Raw genomic sequence first — 18,801 nt, 5'->3', positions numbered from 1 at the left:
GCTCATGCGTGAACGAATAGATGATACGAGAAGAAGACGTTTACAAGATAGGAAAGCTGGGGAAGCCCCATGGTGTGAAGGGCGAATTGTCGTTCCTTTTCAGCGACGATGTATTCGACCGTGTCGATGCCGACTATCTTGTTGTGGACATGGATGGCATTCTCGTGCCCTTTTTCATCGAGGAATACCGCTTCAAAAGCAATGAGAACGCACTCGTGAAGTTCGAGGATATCGACACGCAAGAGCGTGCCCGAGAACTCACGGGCCATGCGGTTTACTTTCCGCGCAGCCTCTCCGACAGTGACGAGGCACACGTTTCGTGGGCCGAAATCATAGGGTTTGCGGTCATCGACAGGCAGAGTGGCAAGCTTGTGGGGCATATCACGTCGGTCGATGAAGCCACGATCAACACCCTGTTTGAGCTGGAAACCACCGCTGGAGGCCATGTCTTGCTGCCTGCCCACGAGGAGTTGGTCCACGAAGCCGACCTGCAGAAGCGCGAAATCCGAATGACGATACCCGACGGTCTGCTCGACTTATAAATCCAAGAAAAAGGAAATGGAAAAGAAGAAACAACAGCTATGTATTCTCGGTTCTACCGGAAGCATCGGCACACAGGCCCTCGATGTCGTCCGACAGCACCCCGACCGCTACGAAGTTTATTGTCTGACGGCCAACAACAGCGTTGAAAAACTGGCTCGGCAGGCCCGTGAATTCAAGCCCGCAGCGGTGGTCATAGCCAACGAGACCCATTACGAAGCGTTGCAAGAGCTGCTCCGTGACGAGCCCATTAAGGTTTATGCCGGCAAAGAAGCCTTGGAACAAATCGTCTCAGCCGAGCCCATCGACATGGTATTGGCCGCGATGGTGGGCTTCTCGGGCCTTGTCCCCACCATCAAAGCCATTGAATCGCACAAGAAAATATGCTTGGCCAACAAGGAAACCTTGGTTGTTGCGGGTGAGTTGATTTGCCGTTTGGCCAAAGAAAACCACGTGCCTATCCTGCCCGTCGACAGTGAACACAGTGCCATTTTCCAGAGTATCGTGGGCGATGCCGACAATGAAATCGAGAAAATCCTGCTCACGTGTTCGGGCGGTCCCTTTCGTTTGTTCACCCAAGCGCAGCTGGAAAGCGTCACGGCGGCAGATGCCTTGAAGCACCCGACATGGGACATGGGGGCCAAAATCACCATAGATTCGGCCTCATTAATGAACAAAGGGTTCGAGGTTATGGAGGCAAAATGGCTCTTTGGTGTGCCGGCTGAGCGGATAGAAGTGCTCATTCACCCGCAGAGCATCGTGCATAGTGCCGTGCAGTTTGCCGACGGTGCGGTGAAGGCACAGCTGGGCATGCCCGACATGCGGCTGCCCATACAGTATGCCTTCTCCTTTCCCGAACGCTTACATCTCGAGGGTGAGCGGCTTGATTTGGTCAAACAGCAACGCTTGGAGTTCTTCGAACCCGACCGAAACAAGTTCAAATGCCTCGCTTTGGCCTACGAAGCCATCGACAAGGGAGGCAATATGCCGTGCATACTGAACGCGGCCAACGAGATTGTCAATGCGGCCTTCCGCGACAATCGCTGCTCTTTCCTCGGCATGGCCGATGTGATTGAGCGCACGATGCAGCAGGCAACGTTCGACAAGAGTCCCGACCTCGACGTCTATCTGCAGACAGATGCCGAGGCGCGTGCCATTGCCCAAGGGCTCATTCCGAGCTGAACGGGCAGGCGAACCCAATCATAAAGTAAACAAAAACAATAAATAAGAATGGAAGTAATCGTAGTAAGAGCGTTGCAGTTTGTGCTGGCAATCTCTCTGTTGGTGCTGCTCCACGAGGGCGGACACATGTTTTTTGCCAAGCTCTTCGGCATTCGGGTTGAGAAATTCTATATCTTCTTCGATGTCGGCATCGGCAAATGGGGTGGCAGTCTGTTTCGTTTCAAACCCAAGAACAGCGATACCGAGTATGGCATGGGCTGGCTTCCGCTGGGTGGTTACTGCAAGATTGCGGGCATGATTGACGAGAGTTTCGACACCGAACAGATGGCCAAGCCTGCACAACCGTGGGAGTTTCGCACCAAACCCACGTGGCAACGCCTGCTGGTAATGATTGGTGGTGTCACCGTGAACTTCTTTCTTGCCCTCTTCATCTACTCGATGATCATGTTCGTTTGGGGCGAAACCTACGTTCAACCCAAGGATATGACGCAGGGAATGGTGTTCAACGACGAGGCAAAAAGCTATGGATTGAGAGACCATGACGTGCTCGTGGGCACCGAAAAAGGCACGTTCAAGGAGTTCGATGCCGACATGTTCCGTACGCTTTCAGAGGCCCGGTGCGTCGATATCGTGCGCAATGGAAAGCCGATGCGGCTGAACCTGCCGGGCAATATCAATCTCTTGAACATGATCAAGACCACACCTGCCTTCTGTCGGCCTTATCTTCCTGCAACAGTCGACTCTGTTATGCCGGGCGGTCCGGCTGAGAAACTGGGCCTGAAAAAGGGATATAAGCTGCTGGCTATCAATGGCGTGAAAATCACTTCGGCCAATCTTTTCCTCGATGAGCTTAGCCGTTTGAGCGATGAATTGGCCGCTGCGGAGACGCATGCCGACAGTATGCGAATAAGGACGGTGCAGTTGGTTTATCAAGGTGAGCGGGTTGACACTGCAAAGACCCTACTCACGCCCGACCTGAAACTGCAGATTGCCTTCCCAAGTGTGGCCGGTCTCTACACACCCGTGCACAAAAGCTACGGTTTCTTGGCCAGTTTCCCGGCCGGAATTGCCTACGGTTGGAACGTACTCAAAGGCTATGTGGGCGACATGAAGTATATCTTCACGGCCGATGGTGCCAAGAGTTTGGGCGGTTTCGGGTCCATTGGGAGTCTTTTTCCCTCTACGTGGGACTGGTATCTCTTTTGGAAGATGACCGCCTTCCTCAGCATTATCCTTGCCTTTATGAACATTCTTCCGATTCCCGCCCTCGATGGTGGTCACGTGATTTTCCTCATCTACGAGATGATTACGGGGCGTAAACCGGGTGAGAAGTTCATGATCAGGGCCGAATATACCGGCTTTGCTATCCTTATCCTGCTGATGGTCGTGGCCAACCTCAACGATGTCCTGCGCTGGCTGGGGTATATGTAGGGGCACATCGGGCCCGTGGTGCCCGATGTGTACGCTGTTTGCGTCTTTGTCGAACGATAATCATTTCCCATATTATTGTACATTATGAAGAGGGGGAGCTATTCGGAACTTCCGAATAGTTCAGAATGAGGATAGTCGCCAAATCGAACGTGAAGTAATGTTTCAAAATAAGAACTTAGGATAATGGTAAAAATAAGTTGCCGATTGTTTGCAACGTAAATCATAACAACAATGCAGAAGATGATATTAGCTGTGGCAGTAAGCCTCTTTGCCAGTACTTGTACAGCTAAAACGGAATCAGAAACCAGTTGGGAAACCCCGATAGACACTCTAACAGGCCCCCTCTTAAAAGGAAGGGCGATTGTTGTTGGGAAGCAATCTGAAACGGATATCGAAGAAATCTCATTGCCTTTTGATTTTGGGCAATTCCAAAAAGAAAAGGATCGCCATGATATGGGAGAGCAAGAAGATATGCCATACCTTCCTATCACCATAGAGGGGAATGCCACATTGGAGAATATTTATAAGAGCCGATGGGATAAATCTCGGCCAAGTCTGTTTTATCGCATCCATACCGGCAAGAAATTTCAGCTTGATATGGTTTGCTATTATCTCGAAAACACCCCTTCACACATTTACAGACTAATAACATCAGCTGGTGAGAACATAATAGATGGGTTAACCGCCTTCTCGCAAATTGGAGAAAACAGTGGAGATTGGAAAGCCAAATCCTTTACCATAGCCAAGAATCTCGATATCATCGTGTATAAGAATAAATTATATAAAGAGAAAGTAGTTAAAAGGCAAGTGGTTGGCAGATATACTATTGATGATAAGGGAAGATTTATAAAACAATAGCATGGCGCTGTTGTATTCCTTAACGAATTGAGCGGACGCACGAGCCGTGCGTCCGCTCCATCAATTTGCACGCTTGAATATACCGTTTGGAATTGCCTTTAGCTTGAGTGGACGTACTGCCACCGTGTAATATTGTCCGTCAATGCTGTTCATTGCATAGCTATATGTCTCTCCCGAGGGTTACAGTTCTTTTTCTTCGGCCGTAAAAGGAACGGCAAACTTTTTGTATTCGAGTTTTAATTGATAGGAAGATACGGTGTCATTAAAATAATCAACGTGTCCACCGTCTTATTGGTCCAATCAACTGCGCCTTTGATGTGTTGCTGTGAAAGCGAACAGAAAGAAAAGGATAAGACATTGATTGCTAAGAAGAATATCTTTTCAAACTTGAAAGCATCATTTTCAGAGAGATTGCCTAACCTATCGAACGTGTACAGGCAAGTTTATGCGGTCAATACAATGTTTGTTAAAACTACTTTCATACCAAAATGACATATATGTTCCCATTGTATAACCAACCCTTGGGTAACTTTGCATACTTGGCATTGTAGAAATAGCCATCGCCAGACAATTTTACTTCCTTGTCTATGGTCTTCTTTATTTGGAAAACCAAAGGAAACTCAATATACTGATGATATCATTATCAACTTTCATTAAAACAGGGAAATGAGAATCTGCTTGTGCTACGGAAATAACGTTGTCGATTTTATCATCACAAGATAAAAGAAACTTAAAACTAAAAGAATAAAAAGATTTTTCATAGCTACCTTACCTCTACAGGCATATATATAGTGTTTACTATATATTTTTTCATGAAATTTATATGACTGAATGTAAAAGAAATGCTGTCTTTCTTGAGAAAACCAAAAACTATTTGTTTGTTTTTTTTCCGTAGTTGTTGAATATTACCAATTTTTACTTCACCGCTATCTGGAAAAGATTTTATTTGTGTTTTCAAAAGTGTTTTTGCTTCTTGAGTTAATTGCTGGTATCGGATAAATACTATATATTCGCGCTGTTTACAACTAAGTTTTCTCCAATCTTCTCCTTCTGGAGAATATCCGATTTTCCCATTTACGTTATATAGGATTATTCCATTGAGATACCATTCTTTATCCCCCAGTGTGTAACTGCTTCCAGACTTATAGGTATGCCCCAATAAAGTCACTGGATTATTAGTTTCTCTATTCATCAAAAAACTTATTGGAAAATCAACGTACGAAATTGTGTCGTGTGTTATACCAATAGTAATCGGATACTTTGAATCTATCTGTTGGATAGAAACGTAATTATTTCCACTTGTACATGACAAGAAAACGAATAAACTTATAAACAATAACTGTTTCATAAAGATTTTAAATCCCTTTTCATTTCAAACAATCTAATCATATATTTTATTTCTTCCCATACGCAATATCATCTTCAATGACATCCCCATTACGTGCATCAATAGTAACAAGATGGAAATAAACTTCAGTCTTATCTTTCCATGTTATATACCAATGGGGAATGTTGGATTCATCTACATACCGATCTACAGTTGTTTGGTCATCATAAAGATTGATGTTACGTTCTTTTGCAAAGGCCAAGATATTTTGCCAAGAATATTTCTTGTAAGGTTTATCCATATCAGTTTCTTTGAGCAGATTGCCTTTCTCATCGTATGCTCTCCAAATGCCACAATGAAAATCCTGAAAATAATATTCACCAGATTCTTTGAGATTGCCATTAAGGAAATAATAGCGATACTCTCCAAACAAACTATTTTTTTTCTGTTTCGTTGTGACATATCCATTAACTGTCTTGGTAATAGATATGGTACATCCCATAGAATCCGTATATTCACAATAACTGGCTGGATCCATAAATTGCTCATCAGGAAATTCTGCTTCTTCCATTTTCCTATATTCAAGGATTCTTTTGTTGGCATCAGCGGTGTCAAGCCTTTCCAAACAAACCTTTTGCCTGCTTTTTCTCGATATACTCTTTTTAGGCGTAGATGTAACACACGCCGTGAAGAGAATAGACATCATCAATAAAATAAACTTTCTCATCTTTCCTGCGTATAAATGAAATGCACTTGCATGCTGTTTCGCATTCAAAAATAGATAAAAAACAAATACAAAGCAAGGATATAGAAAGAAAATCACGGAAACAAGGAGATTGAATAATAAAATAAAAAGCCAGCCGGCTAAATTATTCCACTTTTTCCCCGAAAAACTTGCAAAGGGGGTGCAAGATTTTGTATATTTGCAGAAGCCAGGCTGCACTCGGCAATTTGAAAACAAGTTTTCATTGCGCTCGTTTGCACTGTCTTTGCAGAAGCCAGGCTGCACTCGGCAATTTGAAAACAAGTTTTCATTGCGCTCGTTTGCACTGTCTTTGCAGAAGTCAGGCTGCACTCGGCAATCTGAAAACAAGTTTTCATTGCATGCATTTGCACCGACTTTGCAGCCAAGCAAATAAGGATAACACTTAATAATCACATCAAAATGGAAAACAAAAACACGCAAAGGGTGGGAACAACCGCCCGAAGGAACACCGTAAACAATGCTTCGGAACTCTTCGTACGCTTCAATCTCTCGATGCTCAACGCTTATGACATGGTACTCGTACGCGAAAAGTACGGCATAGCGGGCTGGGGCATCGTGCTCTACATCATGAAATACCTCTTGGAACGACGCACCGAATGCCGCGCTCCACTCTACGCTGTGGCGGAGATTGCACATGCTTGCCACAAGAATCAGAAAACAATCCTGCAACTCATTTACGATCTCCCCGCACTCTTCACCATCGAACCCGATGGACAGATTTTTACGAGCCCCTATCTCGTGCGATTTTTTGTTAAAAATAGCACGGGAAAAGAGAAATCAAATAGAAATTTAAATAAATTAACAAATGGAAGCATTGATAATCAAGCGATTAACTTTCCTAAGAACTATGAACTAGAACTAGAACAAAGAACGACGAAAGAGAAAAAAAGAGAAAGTCGGCGGGAAAAAGTGTTCGCCGTCGTCGCCGATTCTTCTGTCGATAAAACTGTTTCTGAAGACGCGGAGGCCGTCGACGCCGACGTTGTGGTCGAAGGAAAAGTTGCTGAAGACACGAAAGCGGTCGCCGTGGCCAATGCTTCTGCGGATAAAACCACTGCGACTCCAAGGCATGCCGTGCCAAAAGCCGCCAGAAAGGCTCCTGCCACCGCAGTCCGCGCACCGTCACCACAGCCCGTGGCGCCCGATTCGCAAGCCACACCGCCAGCCGACGTGGCTACACCGTCGCCCGACACGACTGCACAACCCGACGAAGGCGTGCCCCGCGAACTGCTGGCCCTGCTCTATGCCGACAACAGCTACATGGCGAGCCTCGAACACATGGTCGACCTCGCTGTGCATGCCAACCTCTTCGTGCGCCGCAACCTGCTGCTGTGGTTCCAAGGCTACTGCCGAATGCACGCCAAACGCATTCGGTCGGCCTCTGATGCCAAGGACTATTTGGCCAACCTGCTGCGTCCCGGCAGTAACACCCGTGCCCAATTCATGGCCTATCAGAACCGGATTTATGAAAGACAAAGGTGAAAGCCCCAAAAAGAGGAGAAGCCTCCCCCTGCCCCCCTGGGCCGGAGAAAAATAACCCCCGTGCAAACGCACGGGGGCCCGTCTAACCTGAATCTTCTTACCACAAAATCAAATGCTAACAGCTATTGAGATTAGACGGAAAACACCGGATATCACATCCGATCTCCTCCTATCACGCTGCAAATATACGGCTTTAATTCCGAAGCATTGTTATACATTTTACGTTTGGATTTACACATTTCGCTGATATTTGCATCATTTGGCAGAAATTCCATAAGGAAGGAGATGCGCAGGCGCGGTAATCCTGTCTGTTCGCCCAATATTGATACGTGCGAATGTCCGTAGGAAAGGACCACGCACACCGTTGGCGGGTGTGCACGATACAGCCGTATGATTGGAAGAACGCGTTGAAATTCAAGGCTGTTCACGCTCGGGCGAGACCGCATGGATATAGCGGAACAGGGGGCGGTCAACAGTTTCGAGGGCCAACGCGTATCGGCGCATGAACGGGGGACGGTGAAGGTTGCGCCGCTGTCGGGCTTTCGAGAGATAAGACCGCGGATTGTGGGGCTCGTGGAGGTTGAGGCGCAGGCAGACGTCGTGGGTGAGACGGCCGAAAGAGTAGCAGCGGCCGGTGGCATCGCAGAGGTCGCAGCCCATGCACACGACATTGATGGCCTCCAGCAGGTCGGTGGTGGTGCCCTTCCATGTGTAGCGGTCGGGCGAAAGGGCGAGGATAGCGACGATTTCGCTTTTCATGGATTCTAATATTCTTTCCATCTTCAACTGGTTTTTGGTTCATTGGTGGGCCTTCCGGTCGGTCTTCGTCAGCAAAGCAGGCGGGCCGGACAGGTAATCCTTAGGTGCAAAGTTAGCAGTTTGAATGGAAATATATTTTCACTCGAGCCTGTTCGGGCGTTAATGGAATTTAAAACAGCGACTTTTTCGGAGCGTATCAGTTTTTTGTATCAGATAAAATTTGACAAAGGGGTGCAAGATTTCGTATCTTTGCCATGTGTTCAGGATAACAATTTTCTTATACCTTAATAACAAAAACAAATGAGAAAAACAACAGAAGAAATGTATTCGCCTCATTTCTCAAAACAGGAAATGCAACGGTCGGGCATGGCGATAAGACTCGGAATAGAGAATCTGCCCGGCCGTGAGGAAGAGGAAAACCTGCGGCAACTGTGCCTCAACGTGCTGGAACCCCTCCGCATGCGTTTCGGACGCATCATCATCACGAGCGGATATCGCTCAAATGCCCTGAATAAGGCAGTCGGAGGAGCCTCCAATTCACAGCACATGCGCGGGGAAGCGGCCGACATTCATATCCCCAACGAGGCAACCGGACGGCGCTACTACCTGTTCATCAAGCACACACTCGTCTTCGATCAACTGCTCTTTGAGCACCGAATGCGCAATGGTTGCATGTGGCTCCACGTGAGCTTCCGCCAACCTCCGCACCACAATCGGGGCGAAGCTATGGAAATGACTATCTGAAAGCAAACGTTTCGCAATATTCCAATTGGAAAAACACTATCAATCTTATTAACAATTTAACAAAAAGAAAGGGTAACTATTATGTCAGTGATTTACAAAATCTACAAGAACAACAACAAGAAGCACCCGGGTTACGGTAAGTTCTACGCACGGGCCATGCACAACGGCACTGCCGATCTGAACGACATCTCGGCCATCATCGAGCGCAACTGCTCCATGAAGAAGAGCGATGTGCAGGCCGTGCTGACCGAACTGGTGGAAGTGATGACCGATCAGCTCCAAAGTTCCAAGCGCGTGAAGCTCGATGGGTTCGGCAGCTTCAAGATTTCCATCAGCACCGCGGGCGCAGACTCGGCGGGAAACTTCAACCCCACCAAGCACCTCAAGGGCATGCGCGTGCTCTTCACGCCCGAAACGCGTGTTGACGGCAGTTCTCACAAACGCGTGAAGGCTATGCTCAGCGGTGCGACGCTGAAGGAGATGGACCAGTATGCCATCGTGAAGGAAAAGAAAAGTAAGGCCGGTGGACAACCCCATGCATAAAACAGAAAGGAGGTAAATATGAACAAGCTCAATCTATGGAAAATCATCTTCCACGTGATTATCAATGTGGCTACAACCATTCTTGAAAACCTCTCCCGACCGCAAAAGGAGGAGCGGACAAAGTAGCAAAGGCCGAGTGAATGAGGGCGCACTGAAGACCCCAATCATGTGAAGACCGGGCAGGGTAGTCTAACCAACCACCCTGCCCCTTTTGTTTTGAAGTCTGAAGTTCGAGGTTTTGAACATTGATGTTTCATTCCTTCTTATCCTAAATGGAAGGAGGAAATACCGGAAAATCTTGTTCGCTGTTCGCTTTAATGGTGGTGGTGCCACGGTTCCCATTCGGTTCCCCAAGTATATCTATAACCATTCATGTTGTTAAAGACGGCCACAAAGGAACTATAGGGCCACATGAAGAAGTTTATCTGATGAGCAATATAAGTCATATCAGTCATATTAGCACGCAAAATGAGCGGGATTACACGGTGAAATGGGCGGGATTAAAATGTAGGGACGCACGGTTCGTGCGTCCGCGCAAAGGGGAATTGAAAGCAAATCGCACGATTGTTGGAACGGACGCACGGACCGTGCGTCCCTACATGCGTATGAACAATCAACTTGTCAGCCTGTTTACTTTGTCAACCGGCCAACTGAAAACGGGGAACGGTGCTTTCTTACTCTTTTCGGGCCCGACCATGTGGTGCGCCCTACCGCATCGCGGTTGTACATTCGATAGCCCGGGGTTGCCGACGACAGTAGGCTACCCCGGGTAACGACGCAAGCAAAAATGCTACCCCCTTGGGGGTTGTACTCTCTCCCACGCACAACGCGAAGGCGGAATAACTTTACCGCCTCAGAAACACTGATGCTTAGAAATGGATGAAAGCGCGAACACATTCACCTGTCCGTCCCGTAGGTTCAGAGGTGAGTCGGAACGTGTTCGTACCGCCATTCGCAAGGTCGATGGAGCAGGCTTCCAAGGTGTGATATTGCGTGCTGGTCCAATACCAATAGTTGTCTAATTTATTTCCACCAACGCCCGCAGCTGTGAATGAGCTATTCAAATAATTAATGTCTACATTTCCCGTGGTAGTCGAACTGCCGCTGCTCACGAGGTCGGTCGGCAGGGTGGTGGTCTTTCCCAATGCTTTCAGTGCCAAAACCCATTGTCCTAAGCTGGGCAGGAACCATTTGCCGCGCTTGCCGCCACCGAAAGTGATGGGAGCCGGCGATGTGTGGTTGGCTGCTTTGTAGAAAGCATCCATATTGGGATTGTTAGCTTTGATGGTCACTCCGTCGAGGCTTCCGGCAGCCTCCCAGGTGTATTTATAACCGTCCATGTCGGCAAGAACATCAGCAACCGTAGACTTCACAATATGGTTGAATTGCTGAGTAGTTTCGCCGCTCGGACCTCCCCATTTCACGGTGCCGATTCCATCTGATGCATCGTCCTTCAGCGCGATGGCCAAGCCATCCTCAGTAGCGGTCTTCTCTTTCACCACAGCTGCTATCGGTGTGCGCGACCCCTTCTCGGCCAATGCGCCACAGGTGCCATCTTCAAAGAGATAGAGGGCGGGAGTGGGTTTGAGCTTAAGGTTGATGGTGTAGCTGCCGTTTTCGATCGTTCCGATGGCGGGGTCGAAGGTACAATCTACGGTTTTGTTCACTGTCTTGCCATAGATAGTGCCTGAGAGTTCGAATGTAAATCCGCCCACACCCCCATATTTAGCATAGGGAGGACTAAGATATTTGTAGTCGCTCAAAAATTCGTTGGCCAGCGGATAGGTGGGCGAAACCCGCGTGGGCGTTGAAGGTAGGGTGTAGGGACGAACGGCTGCAGGGGCAGACATTGATGTTCCTGGGCCTTGAAAACCTGTAGGAATATTGATGTAAGTATAGTAATTGCTTTGGGAGTCAAACAATAGCTTGAATTTTACATCGGTGAGTTGGTTGGTATAGGCTATCGTCCGAAACCGAAAACGCATTGAACGATGGTGCATCAGGAAAACAATCTGATCGTCGTCGCCCGAGATGGTCTGTTCTGTTGCACCAGCCATTTCGTTTGTGATGCTGATTGCATTCCAATTCTCACTTGGGTATAGAGATCCTGTGCCATAAGTATCATTCAAGTGGATATTATCCGTGCAGCAAACAAACTTGTAGGTGCCGGCCTCCAACTCTAAGCGTGAGCCGGCATCGGGGGTGAAAACGCCACCCACCACGTTGCCCGATAGCTTCTTGTTGGGGCCGATGAGCATTTGGTTGGTGTTGGCATCGTAGGCGTAGATGTTGTAGTGCCCGTCGCTCACCACGGTGGCGCGCGTCTTGGGGGCGGGGGTGCCTTGACTGATGGAGACTTCGGCTTCGAGGCCGTCGCCCAAATCAACCGTGCCCGCGGGGATGGCTTGTGCCATTCCTCCCGCACGTGTCTGGGTGGTTGTTTCGACATCGAATGGCTCTTCGTTGATGACTATTTTCAGCTTGTCGCCCCCCACTTCGATGAGTTGCTTGCTGGTGGTGATGTTGTCTTCGCTGGTGCATGCCGTCAGCACAGCCAACAGCAACAGGGCGAAGAGGCCTTTGTTTTGTTTTATGTTCATCATTGTTCTTTCTGCTTTTGTGTTGTTAAATATCAATATCGCCGGCATCGAGGTCTTCGTTGCTGCTCCAGTCTTCCTCGGTTGAGCCCGGCAGTTTTGGCGTCACCCTCGTTTTGGGTTCGGCTACGGGGCGGACAGAGAGCCCGAACGACCGACGGCTGTGGTTCTGCGGGTACACGAAGTCCGAGTCGAAGTTCAGGTGGCAACCGCGGAACGTGTTGACCGGGACTGCCGACCAATAGTGGCCGCCGCTGCCCACGTAGCCCAGCGAACCGTTGTAGTAGTAGCGAAAACCCGAAGCAGGGAAATATACGGTGGCATCAGGAGAAGATATCTTGTTGTTGAAGTTCCACCCGTTGTACCAACCACCGCTTACATTCATTGGCCCATTATTCTGCCCATTCCTCGTGAAACCGGTGAAGGCGTTAGAGGCGGGCATGTGGAAACCTGCGGGGCAGGGATCATAGATGGTCTTAACCACGGCTTCGTCGTTGAAGCCGGTAGTGGTGTTGTTGGCCGACCACAGGTTGTAGTAAGAGTAGCCGGCAGGTGGATTGCTCATCCAAGACGAACCGTCGGTGTAGAAAGTCTCGGGATGCCGGATGCCGTTCTGAATGGACATGTTGTCACCGCCATTCTTGGTAAATGAGCCTTCGGCTGTAGCATCGGTGCCGGGGAAGGCATCCTTGCGCCCGAACTGGTAGAGGGTGTTGTAACCTTGCCGCACATTACCCGGATTCTGCGTAATGGTGAGGACTGCCTCTGTACGCGTTGCAGGAGAAATCTGTCCTTTTGTCTGTCTGACTTTCACCTTGATGCTGCGTGGCGAGGTGTAGCTGGTACGACTCCAAACAGTATATTTCCAGCCAAGCGTTTCTTCGGAGAAATCATATCGTTTGTTTTGATAGTTCCGGCAGGCAATGGTGTTGAGCGCATCGTCGTGAATAAACCACAGATGCCACGACCAAACGACTGTGCCATTCTTCATCACAGCGATGACGGCATTGCCGTTCTTGATTTTATCGGCAGGCACTTCGAACTGCACGAAGGCATTACTGCCGGCATCGTGCACAATCTTGGTTGCGCCAAACTTCACCAATCCGGCTTCGTCTGCCCAAACCACCTTGGCATCGTTCACACCATTGTTGGCCCCACTGTTGGTCTTCTCTATCCAAGGGTCGGTGATGTCCTTGTTGTCGTGATCCTTAAAGTGCGTCAAAATAAGAGGCCCGGTATTACCGGTTTGGTAGGCACTTTCATTCTTACCACCGTTCTTGATGGCGTTGCCATAAACCAGGGGAATTTTATAATAGCCCGGGTGGGAGATGATATAGCAGTTGGCGGTGTTGCGCAGTGTGGTGTTGCCTTTGATGTCGTGGGTCGACAGGTCGTAATAGTCTGATGCCGAACCCTTGGCATTCAGCTTTAAAGCAGCATTCATCGCTGCCAATTTGTTTATGCTTGCAGCCTCGGGCACCAAATGGGCTACGCCCGTTTCGCCGGTTGTCGTAATGCTGCCATTGCCACTCGTTGTGGTCAGGCTCGTAAACCAGCTTGGAAGCGGTTCGGTCATCGAGAAAGTGCCATCACCGTTGGTGTCATAGCCTACCACTTCCCAAGGCACAGCTTGTTTGGTGTGACTCACTGGGTCTTCGCGATAGCTTTCTATCTTGTAATTGCCCGTTGCATTGGCATTATATTCTGCTGGGGCAGGTGGCGTGACGGTCAGTTCATACTGCCATGTCGACGTATTCTGCGACAGCGCGTAGGTCTTCGTTGTGCCGGGCTTCCATTTACCGGGGAGGGAAACTGTGATAGCAGGAGTGGTGGCACCGTCGAAATAGAATCTTGCCTGCACGCCCGTAAGCGTTTGCGGTATCATATAGAACACATAGTTGTCGCCGGGCTTGCCCACGATGATGTTGTTTACCGCCTCTGACGTGCTCACGCTCACCGTTCCGTCACCACCTAATGTAAAGGTTGCAGGTGCAGAGAGCGAGGAAGCATCCCATGCGCCGGTGTGGTCTTTATCGGTGGGCAACGTATATTTGCCTTTGCTCTTTGCACCAACGATTTCCACCTTTGTGATGTGCTTGCTATATGATAGATTCTCGCCCACCTTGAAACGCACCGCCGTGAGCGCATGGCGGAAAGTGAGGTCGGTGCGCGGAGCCGTGGCACTCATCGTGCCAATAGTGGAGTGCACATTTCCCGAGCAGGCCGTCATCAAATCTTTTTGGTTTTTCACGTCGGATTCCACAGTGAAGTCCACATACGGCGTACCCGTATGGCTCTCAGGCGAAAGCACAAGTTTGCTGTAAGGCCGTGGATAGACCGCATAGAAGCAGGCATGGTTCTTAAACCAGTCCCAATACATGGGCGAAACGAGCGTTCCGTCTTCCTTGGTCTCCTTGTCGTAGAACCAAGGTTCGAGGGTCGCGTCCGATGAACCGTAGAAGGCTGTGGTCGAAAAATGCTGCAATGTGGCCATGGTCGTGATGTTCGCGCGCGTGGACACTTCGGCTTTAAGCTGTGAAGGCACACCGGCAACGGTGGTTTCTATCAGGCAGAGTCCTGCGCCGGCTTTGCCTTGCACGGGCAACTTCTGCATTGTGAGGTCTTCGGGTGTGAGGTCTTGCACGGCAAGTTCGCGCGTAAAAGCCGCGCGACTGATGGGACCGTAGGCCTTGGCACCGGCCTGCGCCTGGTCTTGCGTCTCTGAAACATTGAATGCCACGAGGGCTTTTCCGTTCGAATCGTCCGTTTCAATGTCTTTGTCGGCACACGAAAACAGCGTGAAGCCGACCGTAAGGCATGCGACCGCCAGCGGGACGGCCGGCCAAAGGATATTGTTCTTGAAATTCATTTTTTCCATTTTTCTTTTTTGAATACGATTTTTATGTATTGATTGCACTGCGGTGCAGCCGCGCGGTCAGTCTTCTTCCCACACGCTACCCCAATGTTTGGCCCCCGAGATGTTGGTATCGTCGTCATCTTCTGTGGGGTTCTCAATATTCACGGAGCCTCCTTGGTCGCCGCCCGGCCGTGCGTTCGGCCTGCTGTCCTGCAGGAGATGGCAAGCATTATCAAGGGGAATGACCTCGATACCTGGACTTAAGTATACCTGCTTTTCTTTCTTTTCCATTTTTCCGTTTAAGTTTAAAATGTTATTGATATTTAGTATTACCTTTGTTCATTCATTGATACGCACAAAAAAGCATGCAGAAAGTTATCAAAAAACTTCTTGCACATCCTTTGTTTGTAAGACTTTATGGTGTATCTTACGCGCGCGTAAGAACTGTTGTTTAAATGTGTGTGTGTGTGTGTGTGTGTGTGTGTGTGTGTGTGTGTGTTAGCAAATTATTTGGAATGACCAAATAAAAAGGTATAAAAAAAGCTACAAAAGAAAAATTCTTCTGTATCGCCATTGTTACTTTGTTGTTCACCCTATTGATCATTCTTCCTGATATTTTACCGCTGCAAAGTTAAGCTTTTTTCACGAGACTCAAAAACTTTGGCAAGGAAAATGATAGAATTATGTGCTAAAATGCAAACCGCCTACCGCTTGCATGGGCAGAATACCTCGCCAAATCAGCCTTATTACCGTGCAATATGACCTATTTAACCGTGTAACATCAGTCATATTAGCATGCGAAGTGGGTGGGATTGAAATGTAGGGACACACGGTTCGTGCGTCCGCGCAGGGGGGATTGAAAGCAAATCGCGTGATTGTTGGAACGGACGCACGAGCCGTGCGTCCCTACATGCGTTTGCATAGTTCGCCATCTCAACTATCTTGCGCATCAATTTGACTATGACAGGTATGTAGGGACGCACGGTTCGTGCGTCCGCGCAACGCAGAACAATCACCTTGTTAACCCGTTTACTTTGTCAACCAGCCAACTGAAAACGGGGGAGCGGTACTTTCTTACTCTTTTCGGGCTTCAATGGCCTGCATGATGAGCTTTTCGAGCTCTTCACACAGCTCGGGATTGTCGCGGAGCAAGGTCTTGGTGGCATCGCGACCCTGTGCCAATTTGGAACCGTTATAGCTGAACCAACTCCCGCTTTTATTGATAATATTGTATTCAACGCCGAGGTCGAGAATCTCGCCCACCTTACTGATGCCCTCACCGAACATGATTTCGAACTCAGCCTTGCGGAACGGAGGGGCCACTTTGTTCTTGACAACTTTTACACGTACTTGATTTCCGATGACATTGTCACCGTCCTTGATGCTCGTGACCCGCCGGATATCGAGACGGACGCTGCTATAGAACTTCAGAGCATTACCGCCCGTGGTGGTTTCGGGACTGCCGAACATCACGCCAATCTTCTCGCGCAACTGGTTGATAAAGATGCAGCAAGTGTTGGTTTTGCTGATGGTCGAGGTGAGTTTTCGCAGGGCTTGGCTCATCAACCGGGCTTGCAGGCCCACCACATTGTCGCCCATGTCGCCCTCAATCTCCTTTTTCGGTGTCAGTGCGGCAACGGAATCGACCACCAATATGTCTACGGCACTCGAACGAATCAGCTCATCTGCAATCTGCAAAGCCTGTTCTCCGTTGTCCGGTTGACTGATCCATAGGTTGTCAACATCGACACCCAACTTGGCAGCATAGAAGCGGTCGAAGGCATGTTCGGCATCGATGAAGGCCGCAATGCCACCTTTTTTCTGCGTTTCGGCAATGGCATGGAGGGCCACGGTGGTCTTACCAGATGACTCGGGGCCATAGATTTCGATGATTCTTCCACGCGGATAACCGCCCACACCGAGGGCCACATTGAGGCCGATGCTGCCGGTAGGGATCACTTCCACATGCTCAATCTGCTCGTCACCCATGCGCATGATGGAGCCTTTTCCAAAGTCTTTCTCTATTTTAGACATTGCTGCCTGCAGTGCTTTCAGCTTTTCGCTCTGCGGGTTGCTTTCGTTTTCTTTTGTCATATCTTTGTTTTTTAAATGAATTTCTTAGAGTTCCAAGTCGCCATCGAACACTTCGTGCCACGGAAGTCCCTGCGTGTTGAGCTGTTCCATGAACGGGTCGGGGTCGAATTCCTCCACGTTCCACACGCCGGGCCGCCTCCACAGGCCCCTGACAAACATCATTGCACCGATCATCGCGGGCACACCTGTGGTGTAACTGACGCCTTGCATGCCCGTTTCCTTGTAGGCTTCCTGATGCTTGCAGTTGTTATATATATAATAGGTGTGCTCCTTTCCGTCTTTGATTCCGCGTATCCGGCAGCCGATAGAAGTCTCTCCATCGTAGTTTTCGCCCAAGTCTTGCGGGTTGGGCAGCACGGCTTTGAGGAATTGAAGCGGCACAATCTTCACCTTTGCGGTCTTGGTGGGATCGCTGGAAAGCGGGGCTTCATACTCAACCTCGTCGATACGAGCCATTCCGATGTTCTGAATCACGTCGAGATAGTTGAGGTATTGCTGTCCGAACGTCATCCAAAAGCGAGCCTGTTTGATGGTGGGATAGTTCTTAACCAGCGACTCCAACTCCTCATGATGCATCAGATAGCTATCGCGCGGTCCGATGTTTGGGTAGGTAAGGTCCTTGTGAACAGCCAGCGGTTCGGTCTCAATCCACTCGCCATCCTTGTAATATAGGCCCTTCTGGGTTATCTCCCTGATGTTGATTTCTGGATTGAAATTCGTTGCAAAAGCCTTGTGATGGTTGCCCGCATTACAGTCTACAATGTCGAGATATTGCAGCTCATCGAAGTGATGTTTGGCCGCATAAGCCGTGTAGATGCCCGAAACACCGGGGTCAAAGCCGCAACCCAAGATTGCAGTAAGCCCAGCCTTCTCGAACTTGTCCTTGTAAGCCCACTGCCAAGAATACTCGAAATGAGCCTCATTCTTAGGCTCATAATTGGCCGTGTCGAGGTAGTTACAGCCGCAAGCGAGGCAGGCTTCCATGATTGTCAAGTCCTGATAAGGCAGTGCAAGATTGACGACAAGTTCGGGTTTGTAGGCATTGAAGAGCGCTTTGAGCTGGTCCACGTCGTCTGCATCCACCTCGGCTGTCTTGATATTCATGCTGTATCCCTTGGCATGGATGGCCTCAACGAGTCGGTCGCACTTGGCTTTGCGCCTACTTGCAATCATCAATTCCGTGAAGACATCGGTGTTTTGTGCCATCTTAAAGGCTGCGACGGTGGCCACACCACCGGCTCCTATCATCAGTATTCTACTCATATTGGTTTATTTGATTTCGTCTGCTTTGATTCCGAGTGCACTCATTAGCGCGTAGCCCAATAGCTCTTGGCGGAAGTTCCCGCCCTCCATGGGTTGCATGGCAAAGAGGGTGATGCGCTTGTTGTCATCGTCTGCGCTGTGCAACAGCCTGCGTAACCGGTCCCACGCATCGCCGTTGCCGTCGGGAATGACCATGATGCGGCGCACTTCCTCATGCTCCAACAGCGTGCGCATCACGTTTTCGATGTATTCTTCCTTGCTGATGGTCTTGCCACATGCCACAGAAGTGAGTGTGAACTCGCCCAGCTGCGGGTCGGTAAAGGCCTGTGCATGCAGTTCATGTGCATAATCCGACGGC

The 18,801-nt window shown here is 49.1% G+C and carries 17 protein-coding genes; 8 read left to right on the top strand and 9 right to left on the bottom strand.

The window, feature by feature from the left end; all coding sequences use genetic code 11:
• Nucleotides 1-20: 20 nt before the first annotated feature.
• The 4 genes from rimM to H164_RS0111390 all read left to right on the top strand — a co-directional run bounded on the left by rimM (nucleotide 21) and on the right by H164_RS0111390 (nucleotide 4,011).
• Nucleotides 21-542 carry a ribosome maturation factor RimM gene (gene rimM / locus H164_RS0111405; RefSeq protein WP_019968739.1) on the top strand — a complete coding sequence of 174 codons (522 nt, stop codon included), beginning with the start codon at nucleotides 21-23 and terminating at the stop codon, nucleotides 540-542.
• A 16-nt stretch (nucleotides 543-558) separates the two neighbouring features.
• The gene (locus tag H164_RS0111400) at nucleotides 559-1,722 is read left to right on the top strand and encodes a 1-deoxy-D-xylulose-5-phosphate reductoisomerase (RefSeq protein ID WP_019968738.1); all 1,164 of its coding nucleotides are present in this window, start codon (nucleotides 559-561) and stop codon (nucleotides 1,720-1,722) included.
• A 48-nt stretch (nucleotides 1,723-1,770) separates the two neighbouring features.
• Nucleotides 1,771-3,153, top strand: coding sequence for an RIP metalloprotease RseP (gene rseP, locus H164_RS0111395; protein WP_025830372.1), 1,383 nt, complete (start codon nucleotides 1,771-1,773; stop codon nucleotides 3,151-3,153).
• Nucleotides 3,154-3,384: 231 nt separating this feature from the next.
• Entirely contained in the window at nucleotides 3,385-4,011 is a 627-nt protein-coding gene (locus tag H164_RS0111390) for a hypothetical protein (protein WP_019968736.1), read from the top strand.
• A gap of 763 nt (nucleotides 4,012-4,774) precedes the next feature.
• Here the strand turns inward: H164_RS0111390 and H164_RS0111380 are convergent.
• Nucleotides 4,775-5,203 carry a hypothetical protein gene (locus H164_RS0111380; RefSeq protein WP_019968734.1) on the bottom strand — a complete coding sequence of 143 codons (429 nt, stop codon included), beginning with the start codon at nucleotides 5,201-5,203 and terminating at the stop codon, nucleotides 4,775-4,777.
• Nucleotides 5,204-5,405: 202 nt separating this feature from the next.
• Nucleotides 5,406-6,065: a toxin-antitoxin system YwqK family antitoxin gene (locus tag H164_RS0111375; RefSeq protein WP_025830371.1), complete on the bottom strand. Its 660-nt coding sequence runs from the start codon at nucleotides 6,063-6,065 to the stop codon at nucleotides 5,406-5,408.
• 438 nt (nucleotides 6,066-6,503) lie between these two features.
• On the opposite strand from H164_RS0111375, the gene H164_RS0111365 reads away from it, so the two are divergent.
• Nucleotides 6,504-7,586, top strand: a complete 1,083-nt coding sequence (locus tag H164_RS0111365) for a DUF7833 domain-containing protein (RefSeq protein WP_019968731.1) — start codon at nucleotides 6,504-6,506, stop codon at nucleotides 7,584-7,586.
• Between the two features lie 414 nt (nucleotides 7,587-8,000).
• Here H164_RS0111365 and H164_RS15225 read toward each other — a convergent pair whose 3' ends face one another.
• On the bottom strand, nucleotides 8,001-8,366 hold the full coding sequence (locus H164_RS15225; RefSeq protein WP_081622295.1) for a hypothetical protein: 366 nt from the start codon (nucleotides 8,364-8,366) through the stop codon (nucleotides 8,001-8,003).
• A gap of 279 nt (nucleotides 8,367-8,645) precedes the next feature.
• Here H164_RS15225 and H164_RS0111355 point away from each other — a divergent pair, with 279 nt between their 5' ends.
• The 3 genes from H164_RS0111355 (at nucleotide 8,646) to H164_RS0111345 (ending at nucleotide 10,405) form a co-directional block, all read left to right on the top strand.
• Nucleotides 8,646-9,089: a D-Ala-D-Ala carboxypeptidase family metallohydrolase gene (locus tag H164_RS0111355; protein WP_019968729.1), complete on the top strand. Its 444-nt coding sequence runs from the start codon at nucleotides 8,646-8,648 to the stop codon at nucleotides 9,087-9,089.
• A gap of 81 nt (nucleotides 9,090-9,170) precedes the next feature.
• The gene (locus tag H164_RS0111350; RefSeq protein ID WP_019968728.1) at nucleotides 9,171-9,632 is read left to right on the top strand and encodes an HU family DNA-binding protein; all 462 of its coding nucleotides are present in this window, start codon (nucleotides 9,171-9,173) and stop codon (nucleotides 9,630-9,632) included.
• Nucleotides 9,633-10,060: 428 nt separating this feature from the next.
• Nucleotides 10,061-10,405 carry a hypothetical protein gene (locus H164_RS0111345; protein ID WP_154652156.1) on the top strand — a complete coding sequence of 115 codons (345 nt, stop codon included), beginning with the start codon at nucleotides 10,061-10,063 and terminating at the stop codon, nucleotides 10,403-10,405.
• Nucleotides 10,406-10,501: 96 nt separating this feature from the next.
• Here H164_RS0111345 and H164_RS0111340 read toward each other — a convergent pair whose 3' ends face one another.
• From H164_RS0111340 to H164_RS14610, 6 genes are all read right to left on the bottom strand, one after another.
• Nucleotides 10,502-12,235, bottom strand: coding sequence for a hypothetical protein (locus H164_RS0111340; protein ID WP_019968726.1), 1,734 nt, complete (start codon nucleotides 12,233-12,235; stop codon nucleotides 10,502-10,504).
• A gap of 22 nt (nucleotides 12,236-12,257) precedes the next feature.
• Entirely contained in the window at nucleotides 12,258-15,107 is a 2,850-nt protein-coding gene (locus tag H164_RS0111335) for a fimbrillin family protein (protein ID WP_019968725.1), read from the bottom strand.
• Between the two features lie 57 nt (nucleotides 15,108-15,164).
• Nucleotides 15,165-15,377 (bottom strand): hypothetical protein, encoded by a 213-nt coding sequence (locus H164_RS0111330; RefSeq protein WP_019968724.1) that lies wholly within the window; start codon nucleotides 15,375-15,377, stop codon nucleotides 15,165-15,167.
• A 783-nt stretch (nucleotides 15,378-16,160) separates the two neighbouring features.
• Nucleotides 16,161-17,180: a recombinase RecA gene (gene recA / locus H164_RS0111325; protein ID WP_019968723.1), complete on the bottom strand. Its 1,020-nt coding sequence runs from the start codon at nucleotides 17,178-17,180 to the stop codon at nucleotides 16,161-16,163.
• 24 nt (nucleotides 17,181-17,204) lie between these two features.
• Nucleotides 17,205-18,443 (bottom strand): saccharopine dehydrogenase family protein, encoded by a 1,239-nt coding sequence (locus tag H164_RS0111320; protein WP_025830340.1) that lies wholly within the window; start codon nucleotides 18,441-18,443, stop codon nucleotides 17,205-17,207.
• Nucleotides 18,444-18,449: 6 nt separating this feature from the next.
• Nucleotides 18,450-18,801, bottom strand: a 352-nt coding sequence (locus H164_RS14610) for a DUF6621 family protein (protein ID WP_019968721.1), incomplete at its 5' end; no start/stop codon positions are given.

Origin of the sequence: Segatella maculosa DSM 19339 = JCM 15638 (assembly GCF_000382385.1) — a bacterium.
GTDB classification, from domain to species: domain Bacteria; phylum Bacteroidota; class Bacteroidia; order Bacteroidales; family Bacteroidaceae; genus Prevotella; species Prevotella maculosa.
The sequence above is the reverse complement of the archived record's forward strand: the minus strand, read 5'-3'. Positions and strand labels throughout refer to the sequence as shown.